This window comes from Chryseobacterium sp. BGA-UO-ETr-SB22, assembly GCF_059567885.1.
In genome coordinates, this window is sequence record NZ_JCAQOV010000002.1 from 71,092 (window position 1) to 92,355 (window position 21,264).

The 21,264-nt window shown below is 36.6% G+C and carries 19 protein-coding genes; 9 read left to right on the forward strand and 10 right to left on the reverse strand.

Annotation, left to right across the window (positions count from 1 at the left end; genetic code table 11):
• Positions 1-178: 178 nt before the first annotated feature.
• From AC57AW_RS01550 to AC57AW_RS01580, 7 genes are all read left to right on the forward strand, one after another.
• Entirely contained in the window at positions 179-709 is a 531-nt protein-coding gene (locus AC57AW_RS01550; RefSeq protein ID WP_496350583.1) for a hypothetical protein, read from the forward strand.
• Between the two features lie 20 nt (positions 710-729).
• Positions 730-1,377, forward strand: coding sequence for a hypothetical protein (locus tag AC57AW_RS01555; RefSeq protein WP_318849238.1), 648 nt, complete (start codon positions 730-732; stop codon positions 1,375-1,377).
• Between the two features lie 32 nt (positions 1,378-1,409).
• Positions 1,410-2,141, forward strand: a complete 732-nt coding sequence (locus tag AC57AW_RS01560; RefSeq protein WP_318849239.1) for a sensor histidine kinase — start codon at positions 1,410-1,412, stop codon at positions 2,139-2,141.
• Positions 2,138-2,779 carry a response regulator gene (locus AC57AW_RS01565; protein WP_318849240.1) on the forward strand — a complete coding sequence of 214 codons (642 nt, stop codon included), beginning with the start codon at positions 2,138-2,140 and terminating at the stop codon, positions 2,777-2,779. The genes AC57AW_RS01560 and AC57AW_RS01565 overlap by 4 nt, the downstream gene beginning before the upstream one ends.
• Before the next feature lie 248 nt (positions 2,780-3,027).
• Positions 3,028-4,032: a zinc metalloprotease gene (locus AC57AW_RS01570; RefSeq protein WP_496350584.1), complete on the forward strand. Its 1,005-nt coding sequence runs from the start codon at positions 3,028-3,030 to the stop codon at positions 4,030-4,032.
• A 496-nt stretch (positions 4,033-4,528) separates the two neighbouring features.
• The gene (locus AC57AW_RS01575; RefSeq protein ID WP_496350585.1) at positions 4,529-5,542 is read left to right on the forward strand and encodes a zinc metalloprotease; all 1,014 of its coding nucleotides are present in this window, start codon (positions 4,529-4,531) and stop codon (positions 5,540-5,542) included.
• A 108-nt stretch (positions 5,543-5,650) separates the two neighbouring features.
• Positions 5,651-7,060, forward strand: a complete 1,410-nt coding sequence (locus tag AC57AW_RS01580; RefSeq protein WP_496350586.1) for a phosphatase PAP2 family protein — start codon at positions 5,651-5,653, stop codon at positions 7,058-7,060.
• Positions 7,061-7,096: 36 nt separating this feature from the next.
• Here the strand turns inward: AC57AW_RS01580 and AC57AW_RS01585 are convergent, their stop codons facing one another.
• The 3 genes from AC57AW_RS01585 to AC57AW_RS01595 all read right to left on the reverse strand — a co-directional run bounded on the left by AC57AW_RS01585 (position 7,097) and on the right by AC57AW_RS01595 (position 12,445).
• Positions 7,097-8,962, reverse strand: coding sequence for a M1 family metallopeptidase (locus tag AC57AW_RS01585; protein ID WP_496350587.1), 1,866 nt, complete (start codon positions 8,960-8,962; stop codon positions 7,097-7,099).
• Between the two features lie 106 nt (positions 8,963-9,068).
• The gene (locus tag AC57AW_RS01590) at positions 9,069-11,438 is read right to left on the reverse strand and encodes an outer membrane beta-barrel protein (RefSeq protein WP_496350588.1); all 2,370 of its coding nucleotides are present in this window, start codon (positions 11,436-11,438) and stop codon (positions 9,069-9,071) included.
• Between the two features lie 173 nt (positions 11,439-11,611).
• On the reverse strand, positions 11,612-12,445 hold the full coding sequence (locus tag AC57AW_RS01595) for a GLPGLI family protein (RefSeq protein ID WP_496350589.1): 834 nt from the start codon (positions 12,443-12,445) through the stop codon (positions 11,612-11,614).
• A gap of 116 nt (positions 12,446-12,561) precedes the next feature.
• On the opposite strand from AC57AW_RS01595, the gene AC57AW_RS01600 reads away from it, so the two are divergent.
• Together AC57AW_RS01600 and AC57AW_RS01605 are read left to right on the forward strand one after the other, a co-directional pair.
• On the forward strand, positions 12,562-13,884 hold the full coding sequence (locus AC57AW_RS01600; RefSeq protein ID WP_496350590.1) for a sensor histidine kinase: 1,323 nt from the start codon (positions 12,562-12,564) through the stop codon (positions 13,882-13,884).
• Entirely contained in the window at positions 13,874-14,560 is a 687-nt protein-coding gene (locus AC57AW_RS01605; protein WP_496350591.1) for a response regulator transcription factor, read from the forward strand. Before AC57AW_RS01600 ends, AC57AW_RS01605 begins: the two co-directional genes overlap by 11 nt.
• 4 nt (positions 14,561-14,564) lie before the next feature.
• On the opposite strand, the gene AC57AW_RS01610 is transcribed toward AC57AW_RS01605, so the two are convergent.
• The 7 genes from AC57AW_RS01610 to AC57AW_RS01640 all read right to left on the reverse strand — a co-directional run bounded on the left by AC57AW_RS01610 (position 14,565) and on the right by AC57AW_RS01640 (position 21,233).
• Positions 14,565-15,392 (reverse strand): endonuclease/exonuclease/phosphatase family protein, encoded by an 828-nt coding sequence (locus AC57AW_RS01610; protein WP_496350592.1) that lies wholly within the window; start codon positions 15,390-15,392, stop codon positions 14,565-14,567.
• Positions 15,393-15,458: 66 nt separating this feature from the next.
• A complete protein-coding gene (locus AC57AW_RS01615; RefSeq protein ID WP_496350593.1) occupies positions 15,459-15,662 on the reverse strand; it encodes a hypothetical protein in 204 nt (67 codons plus the stop codon).
• Entirely contained in the window at positions 15,659-16,921 is a 1,263-nt protein-coding gene (locus AC57AW_RS01620; protein ID WP_496350594.1) for a S8 family peptidase, read from the reverse strand. Before AC57AW_RS01620 ends, AC57AW_RS01615 begins: the two co-directional genes overlap by 4 nt.
• Before the next feature lie 12 nt (positions 16,922-16,933).
• Positions 16,934-17,512, reverse strand: a complete 579-nt coding sequence (locus tag AC57AW_RS01625) for a hypothetical protein (RefSeq protein WP_496350595.1) — start codon at positions 17,510-17,512, stop codon at positions 16,934-16,936.
• Positions 17,512-18,210 (reverse strand): hypothetical protein, encoded by a 699-nt coding sequence (locus AC57AW_RS01630; RefSeq protein ID WP_318849253.1) that lies wholly within the window; start codon positions 18,208-18,210, stop codon positions 17,512-17,514. Before AC57AW_RS01630 ends, AC57AW_RS01625 begins: the two co-directional genes overlap by 1 nt.
• Positions 18,211-18,225: 15 nt before the next feature.
• Positions 18,226-19,113 carry a DUF2589 domain-containing protein gene (locus AC57AW_RS01635; RefSeq protein ID WP_318849254.1) on the reverse strand — a complete coding sequence of 296 codons (888 nt, stop codon included), beginning with the start codon at positions 19,111-19,113 and terminating at the stop codon, positions 18,226-18,228.
• A gap of 179 nt (positions 19,114-19,292) precedes the next feature.
• The gene (locus AC57AW_RS01640) at positions 19,293-21,233 is read right to left on the reverse strand and encodes a M1 family metallopeptidase (RefSeq protein WP_496350596.1); all 1,941 of its coding nucleotides are present in this window, start codon (positions 21,231-21,233) and stop codon (positions 19,293-19,295) included.
• Between the last annotated feature and the right edge of the window lie 31 nt (positions 21,234-21,264).

Genomic DNA, 21,264 nt, shown 5'->3' on the forward strand with positions numbered 1-21,264 from the left:
CCGCTTTTTTATATTACAAATCCACGTTTGCGTGATCTATAAATTGTTATACTTTACATACAATCCGTAAAAACACGGTAAAAATAATAGTATAATTCCCTATTAACGAATACATTTTCTACCATATTTTTTCCGAGATTTGCGTATTAATTGAGTTTCATCCGTAAAACGTTAAGCTATGAATACAGAATCAAACAATCCGCTGCAACCTGGAACAATGTCAAATAGTCTTATCCAGGCCCTGATTGATAATTACCGTCAAAACCATTTAAGTGCAATTAATACTGCTTTAGGTATTCAAGACGCCCATTCTATCTGGTTTGATCTTCCGAAATTAAAAAGCTTTATTGCAAAAATTGAAGAAGAGGCAGCCAAAGTAAACCCTGCAACTTCTGAAGAAGATCTGGGAATCAGATTTTATTATGCTACGTATCCGAAGGAAGAAAACTGGTCTATCATGGACTCTCATCCTGTTCCGGTAGAATATGCCAGAAAACATACATTGGTGATGATACCAACCGTAAAAAAAACCAGTGAAGAAGGTGAGCTTGTTGATTTTGACTTTAATCCTTTTCATACTGTTGAAGGAAAATCTTTAGCATTAAATACGAGTAAAGCTAAAGGTAAGGGAGAAGACCCTGATACAGGCCTTGGAGAAAATAGTGGAACACTTATTCCACCAGCACCACCTATGGGCACTTCTTATTAATTACCATTCTTAAACACAGTATGACTGAGATTCAAAAAATTTTTTCGTCATTTATGTATTGGGGAGAAGCCTTTGCCGCTTTAATCTCCATAATTTATTATAACCGTGTAAAAAAACAACACTGGAAATATCTGGCAATTTATCTCATTCTTATTTTTCTGTGTGAATCAGCTGTAAAATGGGGAGAGAAACCGCTTAAAATAGACAGAATAAATTTTTACAATTACTTCGTGATTCCATTACAGTTTATATTTTTTTATTGGCTGTATGCAAAAGAATCTCTAAAGAAAGTAAAACTGTTCTATATTTTGACAGGCATATATATTTTATCTTATATTCTCAGGGCACTTTTCTTTCCGGAAAAAAAAGTAGTATTTTCTTTCAACTACAATATAGGCTGCTTACTTTTGATGGGGCTTGTCATTATGGAGTTTTACAAACAGGTTAACTCATCTGAGATTCTCAATTTCAGTAAAAACAGAATGTTTTATATTAATTTGGGAATAACGCTTTTTTACATTGCTAATCAGCCATTTATGACATTCAACTCTCTTCTGTGGAAATATATAGATATCTGGGATATTTATTTTATATACTTCCAGGTTTCAGGAGCAGTGATGTATATTTTATTTGCAAGTTCATTCATATGGGGAAAACAGAGCTCTTAATAACGATTATTTCATTCAACATCTTTTTTTTGATGTTTGTAATAGCTGTATTTATTTACATCAGGAATTACAGACAGCGAAAGAAAGAATATCTGCTTGAAATTGAGATGAAAAACGAACTTCATCAGAGAGAGCTTCTGGCTACCCAATTGGAAATTCAGCAGGCTACCATGCAGCAGATCGGGCGCGAGCTTCATGATAATATCGGCCAGAAACTAACCCTTGTGAGTTTGTATGTACAACAGATGCTTTATGAGAATAAAGCTCCGGAAGCCAGTGAAAGGATTGATCAGGTTTCTCAGATTATCAATCAGTCTCTGCAGGATCTCAGGAGTTTATCTAAAACGCTGACAGACGACAACATCAATCAAAAGGAAATTGTAACTTTGATACAGGAAGAAGTAGACAATACCAATTCTTTTAAAAAGTGCCATGTAAGCTTTGAACATAATTTTAAGCAGCTGGATTTAGGTTTTGTTCATAAAAATATGCTGCTCAGAATTACTCAGGAATTCATTCAGAACAGCATCAAACATTCTGGTTGTAAAAACATTTTCATCGGCCTGAATACTTCCGAAGATATCCTTTGGGAACTTGATATCCGAGATGACGGAACAGGGTTTGACACCACCCAGATCAAATCTAACGGAATAGGCCTCACGAACATGAAAAACAGAGCTGAAATCATAGGAGCCAGTTTTCGCATGGAAAGTCAGGAAAACATGGGAACCCATCTCAATATTATTTTTAAAAAACAGTCATGAAAAAATCAATTGTAATTGTTGACGATCACATACTTATCGCAAAAGCCCTGGAAGGCATTATTGGTAATTTCAACGAGTTTGAAGTCATCTATGTGTGCGAAAACGGAAAAGACCTCATTCAAAAAATTGAAGAGGGAAATACCATTCCGGATATCATTCTTTTAGATATCAGTATGCCGATTATGGACGGTTTCGAAACCGCTGCCTGGCTTACCAAAAACCATCCTGCTATTAAAATTATGGCACTTAGTATGCAGGGTGATGACAACAGTGTGATCAAAATGATCAAAAGCGGGGCAAAAGGCTATCTTTTAAAGAACACCCACCCAAGAGATCTGGAAACAGCACTTACCCGATTGAATAGTGACGGATTCTTTTATCCGGACTGGGCTTCCAAAATTATTTTCTCTAACCTTAATAAAGAAACAGAAGTTGAAATTGCTATAAGAATTTCTGACAGAGAAAAAGAATTTCTAAAGTACACGGTAACAGAACTCAGTTATAAAGAAATTGCAGACAGAATGTGCTGCAGCCCAAGAACCGTGGAAAGCTATCGCGATCAGCTTTGTGAAAAACTGGATTTGAAAACCCGCGTCGGGCTGGCTGTATTTGCTATTAAAAATGGCTTTGCAAATTAAAATTGATCATGAAAAAATTCTTTTAAAAATAAATTTAAACGAAAAGTATTCATGCAAAATAATCAAAAACAGAAAACACAATAATACATTTCTTAAAATTGATTAAAATTTAAAACAATCGCTAAAACATTAAATTAAAATCAATAAAAACATAAAACAATTACAAACAATACAATAAATTAAGAAAAACATTTGGATATTAACTTCAGATAATATAAATTCACATTCTCAAACAAAAAGATTTTGATATGAAAAAACTATTATTTGGAGCTCTTATGCTCAGCTTAATGGCTGCATGCAACAATGACAGCATCACCAATCAAAATGAAAACCCGGCTGATGAACCAACAGCACCTGCCGGCTTAGCTCAGAGAGGGTGTGCTTCTGAAGAAATCAGACAGGAGGCACTGAAAAAAAGCCCCGAACTTCAACAAAGATTTTCTGCACTGGAAACCAATACAGAAAAATTCGCGAATGATCTGAAAGTTGGAAAAGTTCTTGCCGATGGTACAGTAGAAATCCCTGTCATTGTAAATGTAGTATACAAAACTACAACAGAGAATGTTTCTGATGCAAGAATCGCTGAACAGATTGCAGTACTAAATGCTGACTATTCTGGCACCAACAGCGATGCCAGCAAAATACCCACCGAATTTCAATCTGTAAGTTCTGGTGATACAAAAGTAAAATTCAGACTGGTAAATACCATTAGAAAATCCACTACAAAAACCAGCTGGGCTACTAATGATGATATGAAAAAAGCTTCCAAGGGAGGAATTGATGCTACTAATCCTACCAATTATCTAAACATTTGGATCGTAGGGAAAATGACAAGCCAGGGCCGTACTATTCTTGGATATGCTACCTTCCCGGAATCTTCAGGATTATGGAATGACGGTGTTGTAATTGGTGCTCCTTATTTTGGAAAAACCGGCGCATCTTCACCTTTCAATCTGGGAAGAACCGCAACACATGAAGTAGGCCACTATTTAAACTTAAGACACATCTGGGGTGATGCTAATTGCGGAAACGACCTCGTGAGCGATACTCCTACACAGACTACGGCGAATTACGGAAAACCTTCTTACCCTCTATACAATACCTGCAGCGGTGTACAAAGATCTGTAATGTTTATGAACTATATGGATTATGTAGATGATGCAGCTATGTTTATGTTCTCTTCAGGACAAAAAACAAGAATGCAGTCTGTGGTAGCATCTTCTGGTGCAAGATCCGGATTGAGAGTGTATTAATACAAATTTTAAATTATATTGTAAAGTCTATCCCAGATTTGGGATAGACTTTTTTATACCCTTTTTTAGATTAAAATTCAGAAATACCAATCTATTATTAGCTCAGTAATTTATTCAACAAAAAGCCTGGAAGAACCAATATTATTTTTATTTAAAAACATATAATTCAGTAAAAAAACTTAAAATGAGAATGATGCATGAAACACATCATTTTAAGTATGATTTTAAGACATTTCCATTAACTAGTTTTTCATGAAAAATATCCTACAAATTATATAGAGTATAAAATTATTTACACTTAAAAATACACTTAAGCGTGAAATATAAAACAAATACGGTGAATTGATTTAAATTTAATAAATATCAATATAAACTGAGATAAACATAATCAAAACGCTTATCAGATAAACATTCGTTAAATATTTTGCAAATTTACTTGCATATCAATTTTAAATAATATAATTTCACATCCTCAACCAAATTATATTATAACGATATGAAAAAATTCTTATTCGGAGCTCTGGTTCTGGGCTTTATGTCGGCATGTAACACCGACAACTTAAGTAATCAAAATGAAACGCCTCTGGATCAGGAAGCTTCTGCTCCAAGCGCTCTTAAAAGAAGCTGTCCTTCGGAAGGAATAAGACAGGCAATGCTTCTAAAAAATCCAGCACTTAAACAAAAAATGGCCGATATAGAATTCGGAACTGAAAAATTTACTGAAAATCTTAAATTGGGGAAAGTTCTTCCAGATGGAACCGTTGAGATTCCGGTAGTATTTAATGTAATTTACAATACTTCCGCTCAAAATGTTTCCGATGCAAGAATCGCAGAACAAATTGCAGTACTGAATGCTGATTATGGTGCTACCAATTCTGACATTAATAAAATTCCTTCTGCATTTCAGCCATCAGCAGCAGGAGATGTAAAAATCCGTTTTAAACTAGTTGCTACGAACCGCAAACAAAGTACAAAAACAGGCTGGAGATCTGATCTTGAGCAAATGAAAAAAGCGAGCACAGGGGGTATTGATGCTACTGATGTGACTAAAAATATGAATATATGGGTTGTCAATTCAATCCTTGACGAAAATAACCAGCCTGGAACTTTAGGCTATGCTTATTACCCGGAAAATGCAGGAGAATGGTATGATGGTCTTGTTATAGGATATCAATACATAGGAAAAACAGGTGCCTCTGCTCCGTTCAACCTAGGAAGAACAGTAACGCATGAAGTAGGACACTATCTAAACTTACCACACCTTTGGGGATCATCTGATACAGGATGCCAAACAGATTATTCTAATGACACACCAGTGTCTCCTGGCCCTAACTACGGGAATCCTACCTATCCTTTAAACAGAGTTTGTGGAGGGGTAAGCCGTTCTCAAATGTTCATGAACTATATGGATTATGTAGATGATAAATCTATGGTGATGTTCTCTGCTAATCAAAAAACAAGAATGCAGGCTGTAGTAGCAGCATCCGGTCCAAGATCTGGCTTAAGATAATCAACAACATCAGTTGAAATATTATAAAAACATTAAAATAGTCTATCTCAATATTTGGGATAGATTTTTTTTATATTTTTACGCGATTTTAATTTCACCACCACTACGATGAAAAAACTAGCATTAGCATCAGGAATACTATTGCATCTATACTGTATTAAAGCACAGGACACTATCCAAATTAAAACACAGGATACGATCCAATCCAGAAATCTTAAGGACGATCTGGCATTAATTAATTCCGATTATAGCATTCAAGAAAAGACTCCTTTTTTCAAAAAAGAATGGGTGAAAAAATCAGTTGCTCCTGCCCTACTTTTCACGGCTGCCGCTGCTACATGGGGAGAAAAGGAGAATATCCGGGAGGTAAGAAACCGATACCTTCCCAACTTCAAAGTCAAATTTGATGATTATCTTCAGTATGCTCCGGCTGCAACTGTTTACGGATTAAAACTGGCAGGTGTAAAAGGCCGAAATAATATTGGAAGAGCAACCTTGTCTTATGGTACAAGTTTAGTCATCATGGCTATTTTAGTCAATTCCATTAAATATACGGCAAAAGTTGAACGCCCGGACGGATCCAAAAACAATTCATTCCCATCAGGACATGCCGCAATGGCATTTACCAATGCCAGTTTTCTGCACAAAGAATATGGTATGGTAAACCCAGCCTACAGTATTGCAGGATATGGTTCTGCCGCTATTACGGGACTTGGCCGAAATTTAAATAACAGACACTGGGTTCCTGACATTCTTGCCGGAGCCGGTATTGGAATTATATCAACAGAGCTCGGGTATTTTTTTATTGATAAAATTTATAAGAATAAAGGGGATAATTTAAGTATCTTATCCAGAATACAAGGAAATGATTATCCGTCTTTCCTTTCACTGAAAATGGGTACCGCATTAGGTACAACCAATTTCCTGAAGGAATCTGAACTGGATGACAAAAAACAAATAGGTTTTGAAGGCGGATTGGAAGGGGCTTATTTCTTTTCAAAAAAATGGGGTGTGGGTGCAGATGTAACCTTCAGCAGCTTCCCTATTAAATCTCAAAGAATAACCTTTGATGACGAGCAGGATTTTGGTAACCATGAAATCAAAACACAGTCTATGGGCTTCCTGGCTGCAGGCATTGGACCTTACTTTTCTCATGATTTTTCAGATAAATGGCAGCTTACTTTAAAGCTAACCGGAGGATATGCAGCAACTGCCAGTGGAAAAGTATTCGTAAAAGGAGATGATATAGACGCTCCTAATCATGAACTTCAGATTGCCCGATACAAACCTAAACCCGCTTTCCGCTGGAATACAGGAGCAGCAATGACCTACAAGTTCAATCCGGGGCTGGGTCTTACATTTTATACTGATTACAATCAGATCAACTCTACAATCCGGTATTACTTCAGTGATGAGATCAAGGAAAGTGCTGAACTGGATCAGGAACTTAATAACCTGATTGCTAAAGAAAAAATAAATTATATTACATTAGGCTTAAGATTAACTGCCTATTTCTAAAAATACAAAAGCCTTCAGAATCTGAAGGCTTTTACTTTATAAGTTTTTCTGGTTATTTTCCGGAGTATAATCCATAAACAGATCTCCATCCAGCTGTACAGATTTCACTTTCTTTTTAATAGGAATCACAAGATCAGTAAGTTTCTGATCTTTTTCCCAAATAGAAGGAGAGAAATGCAGTTTCTCTGTAGTTCCGTCTTCATATGCTAATAGGGCATCAAAGGGAATTGCAAACCCTCCTAAATTCGCTACATTTACTGTAAGCATATCATTAATCTGGGATGCACCTGTTACTTTTAAATCAATATAATTATTGCTATAAAACCAATTTTGGAAGAACCAGTTCAGATTTTTTCCTGACCCGGCATTCATAGAGTTGAAATAATCCCATGGAACCGGATGCTTTCCATTCCAGTTATCCATATAATGATGTAATGCTTTTTTGAAGAGTTCATCTCCTAAATAATCTTTCAGAGCCAGATAAGACAAAGAGGCTTTCACATAAGAATTGTTTCCATATCCTGAACCGCTCACCTGCGTACTCATCGTAATCACTGGCTGATCCTGCTCTGCAGAAGGATCATTGATCCATTTTTTAACACGGAAGTTTTTATAAAATTCTTTAGCTGCCGCTTCTCCGTTTTCATCAATTCCTATAAGATATTCCAGGGTGGTAGCCCAGCCCTCATCCATAAATGCATATCTCGTCTCGTTGATTCCCATATAAAAAGGGAAATAGGTGTGGGCAATTTCGTGATCTGCCGTCAGTCTTGCATCCTGAAGATCATCTGGAATACTGGTATCATTGATCATCATTGGATATTCCATGTCTGCATACCCTTGAATAGCAGTCATTACATTATAAGGATATTCTACTCCCGGCCAGTTTTTAGAAAACCAATCAAGGTTATAACGCATCCAGTCTACATAATGTTCAAAATCTTTTGCCCCGTTTTTATATCCTGCCTGAACGCTTGCTCTTTTTGATTTCAACTGAACACTTGCGGCATCCCACACATAATGGTTACTCATTGCAAAACAGAAATCTGTGATGTGGCTGGCTTTAAACTTCCAGACATTCCATTTATTGGGTTTGGTTACTTTCCCGGATTTCATTTCCTGCTCTGTCGCAATCTGCATTACTTTATCACTTTTCAATGAAGCTTTATATCTTTTTAAATATTCCGGCTGAAGTACTGCTTCCGGGTTCAGGAAATCTCCGGTTGCCCAGACCACAAAATTCTTGGGTGCGGTGATAGCAAAGCTATAGTCATTGAAATCGTTATAAAACTCTTGTCTGTCTGAATGTGGAAGCATATCCCATCCGTTGTAATCATCATACACGGAAATTCTTGGAAAAGAATAAGCGACATAGAACGTTTCCGGATCTATCTGCCCTTCTCTTCCACTCTGTACTGAAAGTGGATATTCCCATTCAATTTTTACTTCAGCTTTTGATTTAGGTTTTAAAGCTGTTTTTAATTTTACTTTTTCAACCGTGCTCCAATTGTCACTGTTGATATCATATTTTTCACCGTTTACAATGAAGGATTTTATCTTAAGTCCTGAGGATAGAAAATCTTTAGACACAAATCCTGATCTTGGCGACTGCGGTTTATGAAGGTTATTCACAAATCGTATAGCCAGTTCATTCAGACTATCCGGACTGTTGTTTGTATAGACAATTGTTTCTTTTCCGGAAACCATTTTTGTGTTGGCATCCACTTTCACATCCACATTATACGCTCCTTTATTCTGCCAATAGTTTTTACCTGGCGCTCCGGAGATATCACGGGTCCCTTTTTCATACGCTTTTTTGATATTCCTCGGCATATAGAGTTCCTGTGCAGACAATTGGAGCAAAGAAACGACCATCAGCATTCCGGAAAAAATTTTCTTCATAATGACCTTTTTAAAGATAGGTATCAAAAATAACGAAAATGTGACATCAAGGAATCATTTCTTTTGTAATAATATTTTATTGTATGTGGTTTTATAGTAAATTATTCTATAATCGATCTTGTTCTGCTGCCTTCTTTATTGTTTTGGCATTTTTTACAGACTGATTTCCAAAATTGAATTTCAATGAAAACGAGACACCCTGAGTATCTGAATAATCAAGAAAATAATTATCCTGATTCGCGTATTTTGTGCTGACTTTCTGACCTGTAGTTCTGAAAATATCAGTGAATATAAGACTGGCTTCCAGTTTTTTATTAAAGAACTTTCTGTTCATTACAAAATAGGCTGACCAAGTCGCAGAAATCCTGAAAGTCCCTTGTATTCCCGGAGAATAGTAACGGTGTCCCAGTTCCATTTTCCAATCGTTGTTTTTATCAAGGGTAAAACTTGTTGAGATATTGGAAACCCAATTCCAGACCTTATTTTTATACAGCATTCCGTCTATTCCTTTGAAATAATTTTCGTTGTGTTCAAGATTTTCAGACATGATGATGTTCCACCATGGTTTCACCTGAAAGTTTTTGTACAGGCTCAATCCGAAAGCTTCTCCTTTTTCAATATTGGTAAAATAATAAATGAGGCTGTTGGTGCTAGGTTCCTGATATGAAATTTCCATTGACGGATATATTTCTTTTCTATAATAAAGATCCAGATTCCATTCTTTCCAGGAGTAGGTAAGATTGAGATTATGAGTGATGGTTGCTTTCAACTTCGGGTCTCCCTGATAGTATGAGAAGAGGTTATAATAAGATTTCGCAGGATTCAACCATGAATAGGAAGGTCTGCTGATCCTTTTCCCATAGGAGAAACCGAATTCCTGTTTATTTTCTGTGGTATACTGTGCGTAAAAAGTGGGAAAAAATTTCCAGTAATTGCTTTTATTCAATTCATAAGGTTCAGAAACTACACCCTCCAGATCTGTCATCTCTGCACGAAGTCCTCCTTTAAAATTCCATTTACCAATATTATAGGCAAGTGAGGAATACAAGGCAAAATTATGTTCTTTATAATCAAAGATACTGCTCTTTTCCGGACGGTATTGCAGTACTCCATTTTCGTTATCAGAAAAATCAAGTTTGCTGCTGGTCTTTACAAAACTATATTTTGCTCCGGATTCCAGCTCCAGTTTATCATTTTTCCATTGATAATCGAATTGAGTGGAATACAACTGAACATCGGCTTTGTTCTTAGTAAGGAAATTATCTTCTTTTGGAGGTTGCCCTGCAAAATTTAGATTGGTAATGACATTCTGATATTTATCGGCGTTGTTTCCGGTAAAATAGCTGATCCATGAAAGACTGCTTTTCTTATTCAGTTTCCGGTCTATCTGAAAACTTACAGAATTATTAATGGAGCGTGAGCGGTGATCATTGATCGTGGTATAGTTAGATTCTACAATATCCTGGTTATTATAGATCAGTGTAGGAACATTGTAGGTTCCGAAGGATTTTGGAGAAAAATACCCTGAGTAGTTGAGGCTTGCATTGGTCAAACTGTCCAATTCATATTCCACATTAAAATTCAGGGTATTCTGGTTATAGTTTTTATCCTTCCTGTTCATCGTACTGACCCATCGGGTTTGGCTTTCCGGGTAGTTCACATAATCTGTCCCTTCCCGGTAGTACGTCCCCAGCCCTCTATAATAGCTTCCCATAACGGAAAGTTTATCTTTTTTATAATATTGGGAAAGACCAAAAACGCCTTTCGCATATTGTGTCTGTACATATTTGGATGAAAGAATCCCGCGGTAGCCTTCAATTTTATTCTTTTTCAGAACAATATTTAGGACTGCACTTCCTGAAGCTTCATATTTTGCAGGCGGATTGGTAATCACTTCCACTGATTTCACATCATCTCCCTGCGTATTTTCCAGAAGATTTTTCAGTTCATCACCCGTCAGCATTATCTTTTTATCATTAATGGTCACCAAAATTGCAGTACTTCCCTTTACCCCGAGTACATCATTATTTACGGTGACACTTGGTGTATTTTTTAAAATCTCCCAGGCATTAAGTGATGAAATATTGCTGTTTTCAACATTAAATTCCAGACGGTCTACTTTTCGTTTCACCAAAGGCTTTCGTTTCGTCATTACCACGCCTTCTATTTCCTGCGATTCTTTTTTAAGAATAATATTCAGAGGTTCAGCTTCTTTCAGATCAAATTTTTTCTCAAATAAAGAGTATCCCTGGTTTTTAATTACCAATTTTACATCCTGTTCTGCTATATCCTCCAGGACAAATTTTCCGTTTTCATCCGTCTTTAATTCTTTGATCAATGCATTTTGAGAATTATACAGTTCCACTTTTACTGAAGAAAGTTTTTCATTTTCAGTGTTCGTAACTGTTCCCCCAAGTTTTTGTTTCTGGGCAAGAATCAAGACTGGAAAACACAGAAGAAAAAGAATTTTATACATGGCAATTTTTTTATCCTAACAAAAACACGGTTCTGTTTTACGGGTACAAAATTCTGTATTGAAAGGGAGAAATTCGGTTAACGATGGGTTAATGATAGGTTAATGTCTTTTCTTTAAAATAATAAAACCTGAATTCGTAAATTCAGGTTTTAAAATCAATAGAGTATATTTTTCTATGGATAAGGAATAGCTTTATCCAGTTCTATTGGATTATAATATTTTTTGATGTTTCGCTGCGTTTGTTTAGTCAAACCCGCAAATTCTTCTTTACTTTTGATTTGCTGCCCATTAATGCGGACATTCCAGTCCGGTTGAAATTCGGTTCTCATTCTGGCATAAGGATCATTATAAAACTCCAGATTCAGTTTCACCCACTTCTTAACATCAATGGGAATAGAATCCAGTGAATAATGTTTTTCGAGAAAGCCTTTTGTATCGTATGTTTTTGGCAGGTTACTATTTCGGGAGAAAGAATATATAAAGTCTTTCTTATCATCTTCCACATACAGAACCAATCCCGGCAATCCTCTGAATTTATACGGCCCTTCAGGAATGTTGATATCCGGAGTAAACCAGGCGGTCCAGTTTCTTCCCCCAAATACAGCAGTCGCTTTTTGTAAATTATAGTTATTGATTTTTTTAGTATCAGCCTGTATTTTCCACTGAAGATTATCTTCTGTTTCAAAAACATAATAATAAGGCATCATCATGATCTGCACAAAATTTTTATTTTTATTGGAGTTTCTTTTTCTGATAATGGATTGTCCGGACTGGCTGGTATGTTGGGAAGACATTCCCCCGTGAAGAATATTCAGAGAATCGCTTGCTAAAAATTCAAATTCATAAAACTTTACTTCCTCCGGATTGATATCCAGTACCATTTCTTCTTTATCATAACTTGTCCCGTTAGGTTCAGGCCTGTATTGAAGTTCATATATAAAACGATGGGTTTGAGCTTTGATGATCATCCCAAGCAATACAACAAGAAGAATGAATATCTTTTTCATTAAATAATCTTTTAATTTTATAAAATTAACAAAAAACATACTAATCATCAGGTTAATAAAAGGTTAATGATAAAAATACTATTTCAGTAAAATCGTAAAGCTTTATCTTTGTTTCAATGATAGCCAAGAGTAAAATTCTTATCTCTGTTTTTGCAGCCCTGTTCCTACTTTTACTGGGAATACAGGTTTACTTTATGTATAAAACCTATCAGGTGAAAGAAAGGGATATCTACAGATCCGTGAATGACGGGCTTACGAACTACATTGACAATCTGGAAGACATCCACGAAGCCAAAGAGCGCAATGATGACACCCTTCAGCGAATCATTATCAGATATCATAATAAAGAGATCAATAAAAAAGATTTCCTGAATTATTTCATAGAAAACAGGAAATCAGCCAGAGAAAGACTGATTCATTATATCGACAGCCGCTATGAGAAAGACGGCTATGAAATTTCTGCAAGAATCCGTTATCTCTCTATTGTTCACCTTCCGGACAGCTCTAAAGTGATCACCGAACCTATTGTGATTTTTGAAACAAAAGATAAACTAAAAAATCCCCGTATTGCCAGTAATGGAAGCTGGGAAACCTCAACAACCAAAAGAGACGATGCAGACAATAGCCAGGTTGAAAAAAGGAATACATTCCTGGTTAAAACCCAGACCGATTTTGAGATCAAAAATATAAAAAGTGTGGTCTTCAAAGGGCTTACTTTATTAATCATATGTTGTATTCTTCTTCTTTCGGGAGTACTTCTTCTATATATTTTCACGATCAGAAATCTGATCCAACAGCAGAAACAGGTAGAAGTTCTCCACACCATTGTGGATAACATTTCACATGAGTTTAAAACACCGATTGCTACTTTAAAAATAGCTTCAAAAGCATTAAAAAAAGAATGGAATCCTGAAACGCTGCCTCTTATTGACCGTCAGATTTCCCGGCTTGAAAGTCTGATGGTTCAGCTTCATAAGGATGAAATATCGGATGAAATGGTTGAAATACAACCTGAAGACTGGGATTTTTTCATTCAAGATCTTGCGGTGACTTACCCGAACATTGATTTTAACCTTGAAAATGCCATTTCACAAAAGCTTCCTTTTGATAAAAATCTGATGGAAACAGTGATCAAAAATCTTTGTGAAAACAGTGTGAAATACGGCGCATCTTCTGTTAAAATAAACACCAGCAACAGTTCTCAACATCTGGAAATTGAAGTTTCAGACAACGGGCAAGGTATGGAAGCGAAAGAATTAAATACCATTTTCGAAAAATTCTACAGAATACAGAATAACAATATCCATAACAGTAAAGGGCTTGGACTTGGGCTTTATTTCGTCAAAAAGATCATTACAAGATATGGAGGCAAAATAGATGTTTCCAGCCGGCCTCAAGCAGGAAGTACCTTTAAAATATCAATTCCTTATGAAAACTAAAATCCTTCTGGCAGAAGACGATCCGGATTTCGGAATGATTCTGAAGCAGTATCTTGAATTGGAAGATTTTGAAGTCAGCTGGTTTCAGAATCCTGAAGATGTTGTGCCGCTACTTCATGATGATTTTCCTTTTCAAATAGGAATTCTGGATGTTATGATGCCCAATCTTGACGGTTTTTCCCTGGCTAAAATGATCATCAAGGAAAAACACAATTTCCCCTTGTTATTTTTAACGGCTAAAAATCAAAAAATAGACCGTTTGACCGGGTTGAAAATAGGCGCTGACGATTATATTGCCAAGCCCTGCGATCCTGAAGAACTCGTTTTACGAATTAAAAACATCCTGAAAAGGACACTTCCGGTTCCTACAGAATCCCATATAAAAATTGGAGAATTTTCACTGGACACTGCCAAACTTCTATTGTCACATCCTAACGGGAATAATCGCCTTACAATACGGGAACAAGAGCTTTTACTGTATCTTCTGAAACACAATCATACCATTATTACAAGAGATAATATTCTGGATAATCTTTGGGAAACCAATGATTATTTTACTGGGAGAAGCCTTGATGTATTCATCAGCAGACTGCGTAAGTATTTCAATAATGATCCTCAAATAAAAATCCAATCCCTGAGAGGAATTGGATTTGAAATTGATTTTCCAACCAACTGATTTTTTATAGGGAAAGATTCACAATCACCGGGAAATGGTCTGATGGATACAACAGATTTTCTCTTCTGTCATTGATGTGTCTGTGGGATTTTATCTTAAAGCCTTTTGTAAAAATATAATCAATTCTGTCTTTTGGGACTTCATTGACATTGAAGCCTGTGAAAGTTCCTACCGGTCCGTAATGCTTTGTTTCGGAATGGTAAAAGGTATCTTTCATGTTCTGGGAAAGAATTTTAATGGGTTCAGAGTCATCTGTCAGATTAAAATCTCCGCTCAGGGCCACCGGAAGGTTCTTTGGATTCAGTTCTTTGATCTTTTTCAGGATCAGTTCGGAAGATTTTACTCTGGCTACATTTCCTACATGATCGAAATGAAGGTTCATCGCCAGAAATTCCTTTTTTGATTTTTTATCTTTAAATACAGCATAGGTACAGATTCTGTTTAATGCAGCGTCCCATCCTTTGGAAGGTTTCTCAGGAGTTTCCGACAACCAGAACGTCCCTGATTTTACGATTTCAAGTTTATTAGTATCATAAAAAATAGCAGAAAACTCGCCTTTTTCTTTACCATCATCTCTTCCTACTCCTATGTAGTCATAGTTCTTTAAACCTGTTTTAATATCCTTCATCTGTTCCGGAAGCGCTTCCTGTACTCCGAAATAATCGGGGTGATAATAGGTCAGCAAATCTGCAACATCCTGTTTTCTATTTGGCCATGCATTGTCTTTATCGGATTCAACATTCAGTCTGATATTGAAACTCATTACGGTAAGGTCCTGTGAAAATCCTAATGCTAAAAACATCAGGAAAACTATTGAAAATCTTAAATTCATATGTTATTTTATCAGTAAGAGACAAAAATAAAACTTCTCTGGGACAGAAAAGCTTTATTGATATGATTATATTGTTAAATTATCTTTTTCTTCTTCTATAGATATAAAATAGTCCTGAAATTCGGTCTCCAAAATCGTCAGCTGGCTTTCAAGTTTCACAACTCCTATGGTTTTGTAGTGAACCACAAGCTTGATTTCTTTACTTTTCAGAAGAGCTTCAAGCTTTTTTACATTTATATCTTTCTTTAAAACGGCGAGATAAGTGTTCATAAGCAGACCTGTATTAATCCGTTTCCTATATCTCTGTATTTTATGCCTTCAATAGGCCTTGCTTTGTTTTCAATAAGCTCCCAGATTTCTTTTGCTGATTTATCAGGAAACTGTTCCATATACAAAGCGGTAAGTCCGGAGACATGTGGTGCAGCCATACTGGTACCGCTCATCGTATAATAAAAATTCTTTTTGTTCTTTGCATTTTTAGGATAGGCACTTATAATATCTACTCCGGGAGCACAGACATTAATATTCCCTCCTGTAGATGGGTTGATTCCCGCATTGGAAAACCGGGCAATCTTCATCTGACTGTCAATAGCCCCTACCGCCATAATAGATTTTGAATTGGCCGGCATAGAAACGGGCTGTGGAATCTGCGGTCTGTTGCTATCATTTCCTGCAGCTGCTATAATAAGGCAGTTATTTTCCAGTGCTCTTTCTCCAATGGTTTCAAAAAGTACGGAAGGCTGGTCATCAAGTTTCACCGGAGATGCCAGTGAAAGAGACAGTATTCTGAATTTCTTCGTAATCGCCCAGTCTATGGCATCAATCACGCTGCTGGTAGTTCCTCTTCCGTTATCTGCAAGCACTTTTGCAATTTTCAAATTGCAGTCTCTGGCAATTCCGTAACGTCTTCCGGTATCACTTCTGGTATTTCCTGTGGCAACTCCGGCGCAGTGTGTACCATGACCGTTGGGATCTCTGTTCCAGTCTTCACCATTGATGAAAGATTTTCCTTCAATTTCTTCAGAAGAAAAATCGGGATGGGAAGTTTCAAGTCCTGTATCCAGAATGCAGATATCGATACCTTTGCCTGTATAATGAGCATTTTCCAGCCCAATGGCTTTTAAACCCCATTCCATTTCAACAAATGATTGCTGAGGTAAAGGTTTCTTGGTCATATAGTTTTCAAGTTCTGAAATTTTTTCTGCGAGTCCTGCCGATTGTTTTTTAAGCTCGTTAATCAATTGCAGCTCATTTGCAGGAAAAAATTCCCGTTCTTTTTCATAATAAACAATAGAATTGGAATCATTTTTCACAGCACTTCTCAATTGATCTTCATCCATATTGTCTACCACAAGAATACCCAGGTTTTTGTAAAGTACACCATTATCCTGATCGATAATTTCATAAGAGCGGTTTTCTTTGGAGAGAAGCTCTGAGGAAGTAATGCTCACCTCCAGTTCTTTCTCTATTTTTTTGAGTGCGGTCTTCTGCTGATCTTTCAGCAAAACGATATATCTTCCGGTTTCCATAATGATCTTTTTTTAAATTAATTTGAGAAATACTTTTTCCAGAATGATGAAAATATCTTCAGGAATGATCGTCAGTCTTAGCTTTTTATTAATTCCCGATATGGCCGTATTCTGTTCGACCAGTGAATTCCAGAAGCTTTCAATTTTGGGAACGGTATTCATTTCTTTCAGTTTTTCATCATCTAAAATTCCATTCTGGTATAAGGAAACAATGATTCCTGAAATAAGTTCTTCTGCATCATCCAGTTTTTTATTTTCCTTCGCATAGATTTCCATCAGAATATCATACATACTTTCCATTCCGTTGAATGAAAATCCTCCGAGAATCTCTCGCCTTCCGTTAATTATTTTCTCCATTTTTATAGGATTAAAACCTCTTTTAACGGTTGAAATCATATTCATAATCTTCAAAACCTCAGATTCGTGGCTGGTATTTCCTTTTGTACGAAAATATTCCAGAGCCTCGTTGAGAAATACATCAAACCGGGCATCAAAGTCAAATGATTTTGACAGGTATAAACCCTGAACTTCATTGAAATGCTCCAGAAGTTCTTTGATTTTCTGTACGGTGTAGTGAATAAGTTCCTGCATTACTCAAAAGTTATCTGTTCTATTTCATTACCGTCTTTATCTTTATAGGATACAATCCTGATTCCCTCTTCCTCCATTTCTACATGAAGATTGATAAACAGCTTATCTTTATCTTCCGCTGCGCTTGTATTGGGATCTATGTAGATGTTATTCAGCTTTGCATTCACCAGTGTATATTTATTCAGTAAAACCTTTGAGAAAATTTCTTTCAGCTCATCAGTTTCTTCTTCAGTAGTCCCTTCCTGAGGTCTGAAGATTCCGGAATTAAGAATTTTTATTTTGTTTCGGAGATCCAGTTTCAGCACTTCATTGGCGGGAAGTTTACCGAATTTCTGATCACTTTTTTCCAGCTTACTAAACAAGGTCTTGAATTCTTCAGTCTGGATCTGTCTTTTAGTAATTTCAGAAATATTAAGCTTTTTCTCTTTATTCACCAGACGGATTCTCTCGTTCATTTCTGTAACAAACTGATCCTGATTTAGTTTAAAATTATATTTAGGAGCTGAATCTATATCCGTAATTTTGATCGGAATATCCATCTTTACACTGGGCAGCGCATATCTCGGAACCTTAAAGTATTTAAGGTATTCATGACGGGCATATTCTTTTGCAATAAGAACCGCATTTTCGTCTGCTTTTTTACGAGCCTGAATTATCTCGTTGTTGAGATAATCCAGGTAGTCTGATAATTTTATCATCTTTCGTAAAATAGATTATTGTGAAAGAAGTCCAAGTACCTTTTCAAGTCCGGCAGGCATTTCGTCATTGGTTGCCCGTACTTTTACTCCAAGAGAGTATTCTTTTTCCACTTTGATTCCTGTGCTGGAGGTTCTTTTATAAGACACATCCACTTTGAACTTTACAGGTCCCCATCCTCCGGATACTCCGGCATTGATTCCAAATTCGTCACTTACGTCTTTGGTGTATGTTGAATTTAGCTTAACATTGAAATCTACTTCACAGGTTTCAATTCTGAAACTTGGAACATTCAGCAATGCTATGAAAGGAACGGTAAGTTCTACCGGATCAGGAATTGTTTTAGGATTGGTATTATCTACTGGCTTATCTGGATCAAAATCCGGGTTGGGAATATTTTTGGTGTATTTGAATTCTGCCATTCTCAGTTTTTTCGCGCTATTCGGGTTGTTGGGATCCGTAAGCTCAAAACCGACTTCATTGATGAAATTAACGGTGGCAATAGAGGCATTAGACTGCGCTTTTACACAAGCATCCAAAGGTCCGCCAATAATAGTAGCAAAGTCAATACTTCCCAATTCTGCAGCGAAATCTGCACTGGCAGCATCTGAAGTTTTGAAGATTTCTTCATCGGCAGCCATTTTACCGGCAATCAATTTCATAATTTCTAAAGATGCACCGGAAAAAGATTTTTCCCACTTCTCATCATAATTCTTTTTGAAGTCTTCTACGATACCTAATAGTTCTTTGTTCGTTAATGCACTCAATTCTGAAGTCTCAATTCCTGATACTTTTTCATAGACTGCAGGGGTAAGAACTTTTTCTACTCCCGATAAAAGGTCGATTAACTCATTTTTTGTTTTTTTGGCGTGGCTTGCTTCAAGCACTGATTTTAATGTTTCCATGTTGTTTTGTTTTTGATTAATATGGTGAGACAAAAGTAGATCACTGATGCCCAAAAGATTGTAGGGAAACCCCTTTACTTGCCCCGGAAAAACACCCTAAAAATAAAAAGCCTGAACTTACGATTGTAAGCTCAGGCATTTGTAACATGTATATTTTACAGATATATGCAGCAGAATTTCTATTCTGGCTTTTTGCTGTTGTTTTCCGGATTGATATCAGGAACTACAGAATTCGGATCAAGTTTCACCTCATCAATTTCCTTATTAGAATCTACCTTGAATGTCCATTCTGAATTTCTTTTCCAAACCTCAACAGGAATTTTCACGGTTTGTGCCGTTCCATCTTTGAATTTCAACTGTACAGTGGTAGGCATTGGCAGCTGGCCAAGGTTTTCAACAGTAATCTGAACTCCGTTTTTAAAATCATCGTTGATATATTTTACATTTTTAACGGCCTGATCAACTTTCCATTTATTCAGGAACCATCCTCTCCAGAACCAGTTCAGCTCTTCCCCGGAAACGTTTTCCATCGTGTGGAAGAAATCCCATGGTGTAGGATGTTTAAAGGCCCATCGATCTATATAAGTCCTGAATGCTTTGTCAAATTTTTCAGGTCCGAGGATCGTTTCTCTTAAAACCGCTAATCCTGTTCCCGGTTTATAGTACGCCAAAGCACCGATACTTCTTTCTTTCATATTATCCGGTCCTACCATCACAGGTTCCAGATTGTCAGTCATCAGATACATCCCCGTTCTTGCAAGATTGGGTTTGCTATAATATTCTCCTTTATTGAAGGCTTCAGTGGAAAGACCATTAATGAACGTATTAAACCCTTCATCCATCCAGGCAAATAATCTTTCATTAGATCCCACAATCATAGGAAACCAGTTGTGTCCGAACTCGTGATCTGTAACTCCCCAAAGGTCTTCTCCCTTGGAATCCATATGGCAGAACACAATTCCCGGATATTCCATTCCACCTTCATTTCCTGCCACATTGGTAGCTGCAGGATAAGTATATTCATACCATTTTTTTGAATAATGTTCTATGGCTGCTTTTGTATATTCTGTAGATCTTCCCCATGCTTTTTCCCCAACACTTTCTGCAGGATACGCTGAAATAGCTAAAGATTTCTTTCCACTAGGCAAATCAATTTTTGCTGCATCTAAAATAAATCCGGCAGATGATGCCCAAGCAAAATCTCTTGTCTGCTTAATTTTAAATTTCCAGGTTTTCGTACCGGAGGTTTTATTTTTACCAATTTCAGACTCAGGGTGGATCATTACTGTTTTATCACTGTTTCTTGCCTGGTTCCATCTGTTGATTTCCTCTTTACTGTAGACTTCCTTTTCATTCAGAAGCTCTCCGGATGCTACCACATAATGATTAGCCGGAACGGTAATATTAGCTGTAATATCCCCATATTCTAAATAAAACTCCGAAGCTCCTAGGTATGGAAGCGTATTCCATCCCAAAACATCATCATACACGCACATTCTCGGATACCATTGTGCCATGGTAAAGATTTTACCATTTTTAGTGTCCTGTATTCCCATCCGGTCTGAACCATACTCAGGAGAAACAAAAGAATATTCAATTTCTATTTTTGCAACTCCTCCATTGGCTTTCAGTTCCTTTGGCAGATCAATCTGCATTCTTGTATCTGTAATGGTATATTTTACTTCTCTTTTCCCATCAAGCTTGATTGATTTAATTTTGTATCCGCCATTAAACTCTTCACCATGAGCTCCGTTTCTGCTTCCTGAAAGCGGAACTACCCCATTTCCTCTGGAATCTTTCGCAAAAAGGTTCTGATCAAGCTGCAGCCAAAGAAAACCTAGCTTATCCGGACTATTGTTGGTATAAGTAATTTCCGCAGTACCGATAATTTCTTTTTTATCTTCATTCAGGCTGACATTCAAATGATAATCTGCTGAATTCTGCCAATACGCATGTCCCGGCTGTCCACTTGCAGAACGGGTTGCTGTACCTGTCTGCGGATAGAAAAACGGTTTGAATGCTTCTACATAATCATATTTCGGTTTTTCCTGTGCGTATACAGATCCTGAAAACAGCAACACTGTAACGGTGGAAACAAGGGTTGGAAGTTTAAAATTCATTTGAAAAATTATTACTTAGTACATAGGTAAA

Bases quoted from the DNA above. Each gene is read 5' to 3' on its own strand.
- AC57AW_RS01550 (WP_496350583.1), top strand. From the start codon at position 179: ATGAATACAGAATCAAACAATCCGCTGCAACCTGGAACAATGTCAAAT.
- AC57AW_RS01555 (WP_318849238.1), top strand. From the start codon at position 730: ATGACTGAGATTCAAAAAATTTTTTCGTCATTTATGTATTGGGGAGAA.
- AC57AW_RS01560 (WP_318849239.1), top strand. From the start codon at position 1,410: ATGTTTGTAATAGCTGTATTTATTTACATCAGGAATTACAGACAGCGA.
- AC57AW_RS01565 (WP_318849240.1), top strand. From the start codon at position 2,138: ATGAAAAAATCAATTGTAATTGTTGACGATCACATACTTATCGCAAAA.
- AC57AW_RS01570 (WP_496350584.1), top strand. From the start codon at position 3,028: ATGAAAAAACTATTATTTGGAGCTCTTATGCTCAGCTTAATGGCTGCA.
- AC57AW_RS01575 (WP_496350585.1), top strand. From the start codon at position 4,529: ATGAAAAAATTCTTATTCGGAGCTCTGGTTCTGGGCTTTATGTCGGCA.
- AC57AW_RS01580 (WP_496350586.1), top strand. From the start codon at position 5,651: ATGAAAAAACTAGCATTAGCATCAGGAATACTATTGCATCTATACTGT.
- AC57AW_RS01585 (WP_496350587.1), bottom strand. From the start codon at position 8,962: ATGAAGAAAATTTTTTCCGGAATGCTGATGGTCGTTTCTTTGCTCCAA.
- AC57AW_RS01590 (WP_496350588.1), bottom strand. From the start codon at position 11,438: ATGTATAAAATTCTTTTTCTTCTGTGTTTTCCAGTCTTGATTCTTGCC.
- AC57AW_RS01595 (WP_496350589.1), bottom strand. From the start codon at position 12,445: ATGAAAAAGATATTCATTCTTCTTGTTGTATTGCTTGGGATGATCATC.
- AC57AW_RS01600 (WP_496350590.1), top strand. From the start codon at position 12,562: ATGATAGCCAAGAGTAAAATTCTTATCTCTGTTTTTGCAGCCCTGTTC.
- AC57AW_RS01605 (WP_496350591.1), top strand. From the start codon at position 13,874: ATGAAAACTAAAATCCTTCTGGCAGAAGACGATCCGGATTTCGGAATG.
- AC57AW_RS01610 (WP_496350592.1), bottom strand. From the start codon at position 15,392: ATGAATTTAAGATTTTCAATAGTTTTCCTGATGTTTTTAGCATTAGGA.
- AC57AW_RS01615 (WP_496350593.1), bottom strand. From the start codon at position 15,662: ATGAACACTTATCTCGCCGTTTTAAAGAAAGATATAAATGTAAAAAAG.
- AC57AW_RS01620 (WP_496350594.1), bottom strand. From the start codon at position 16,921: ATGGAAACCGGAAGATATATCGTTTTGCTGAAAGATCAGCAGAAGACC.
- AC57AW_RS01625 (WP_496350595.1), bottom strand. From the start codon at position 17,512: ATGCAGGAACTTATTCACTACACCGTACAGAAAATCAAAGAACTTCTG.
- AC57AW_RS01630 (WP_318849253.1), bottom strand. From the start codon at position 18,210: ATGATAAAATTATCAGACTACCTGGATTATCTCAACAACGAGATAATT.
- AC57AW_RS01635 (WP_318849254.1), bottom strand. From the start codon at position 19,113: ATGGAAACATTAAAATCAGTGCTTGAAGCAAGCCACGCCAAAAAAACA.
- AC57AW_RS01640 (WP_496350596.1), bottom strand. From the start codon at position 21,233: ATGAATTTTAAACTTCCAACCCTTGTTTCCACCGTTACAGTGTTGCTG.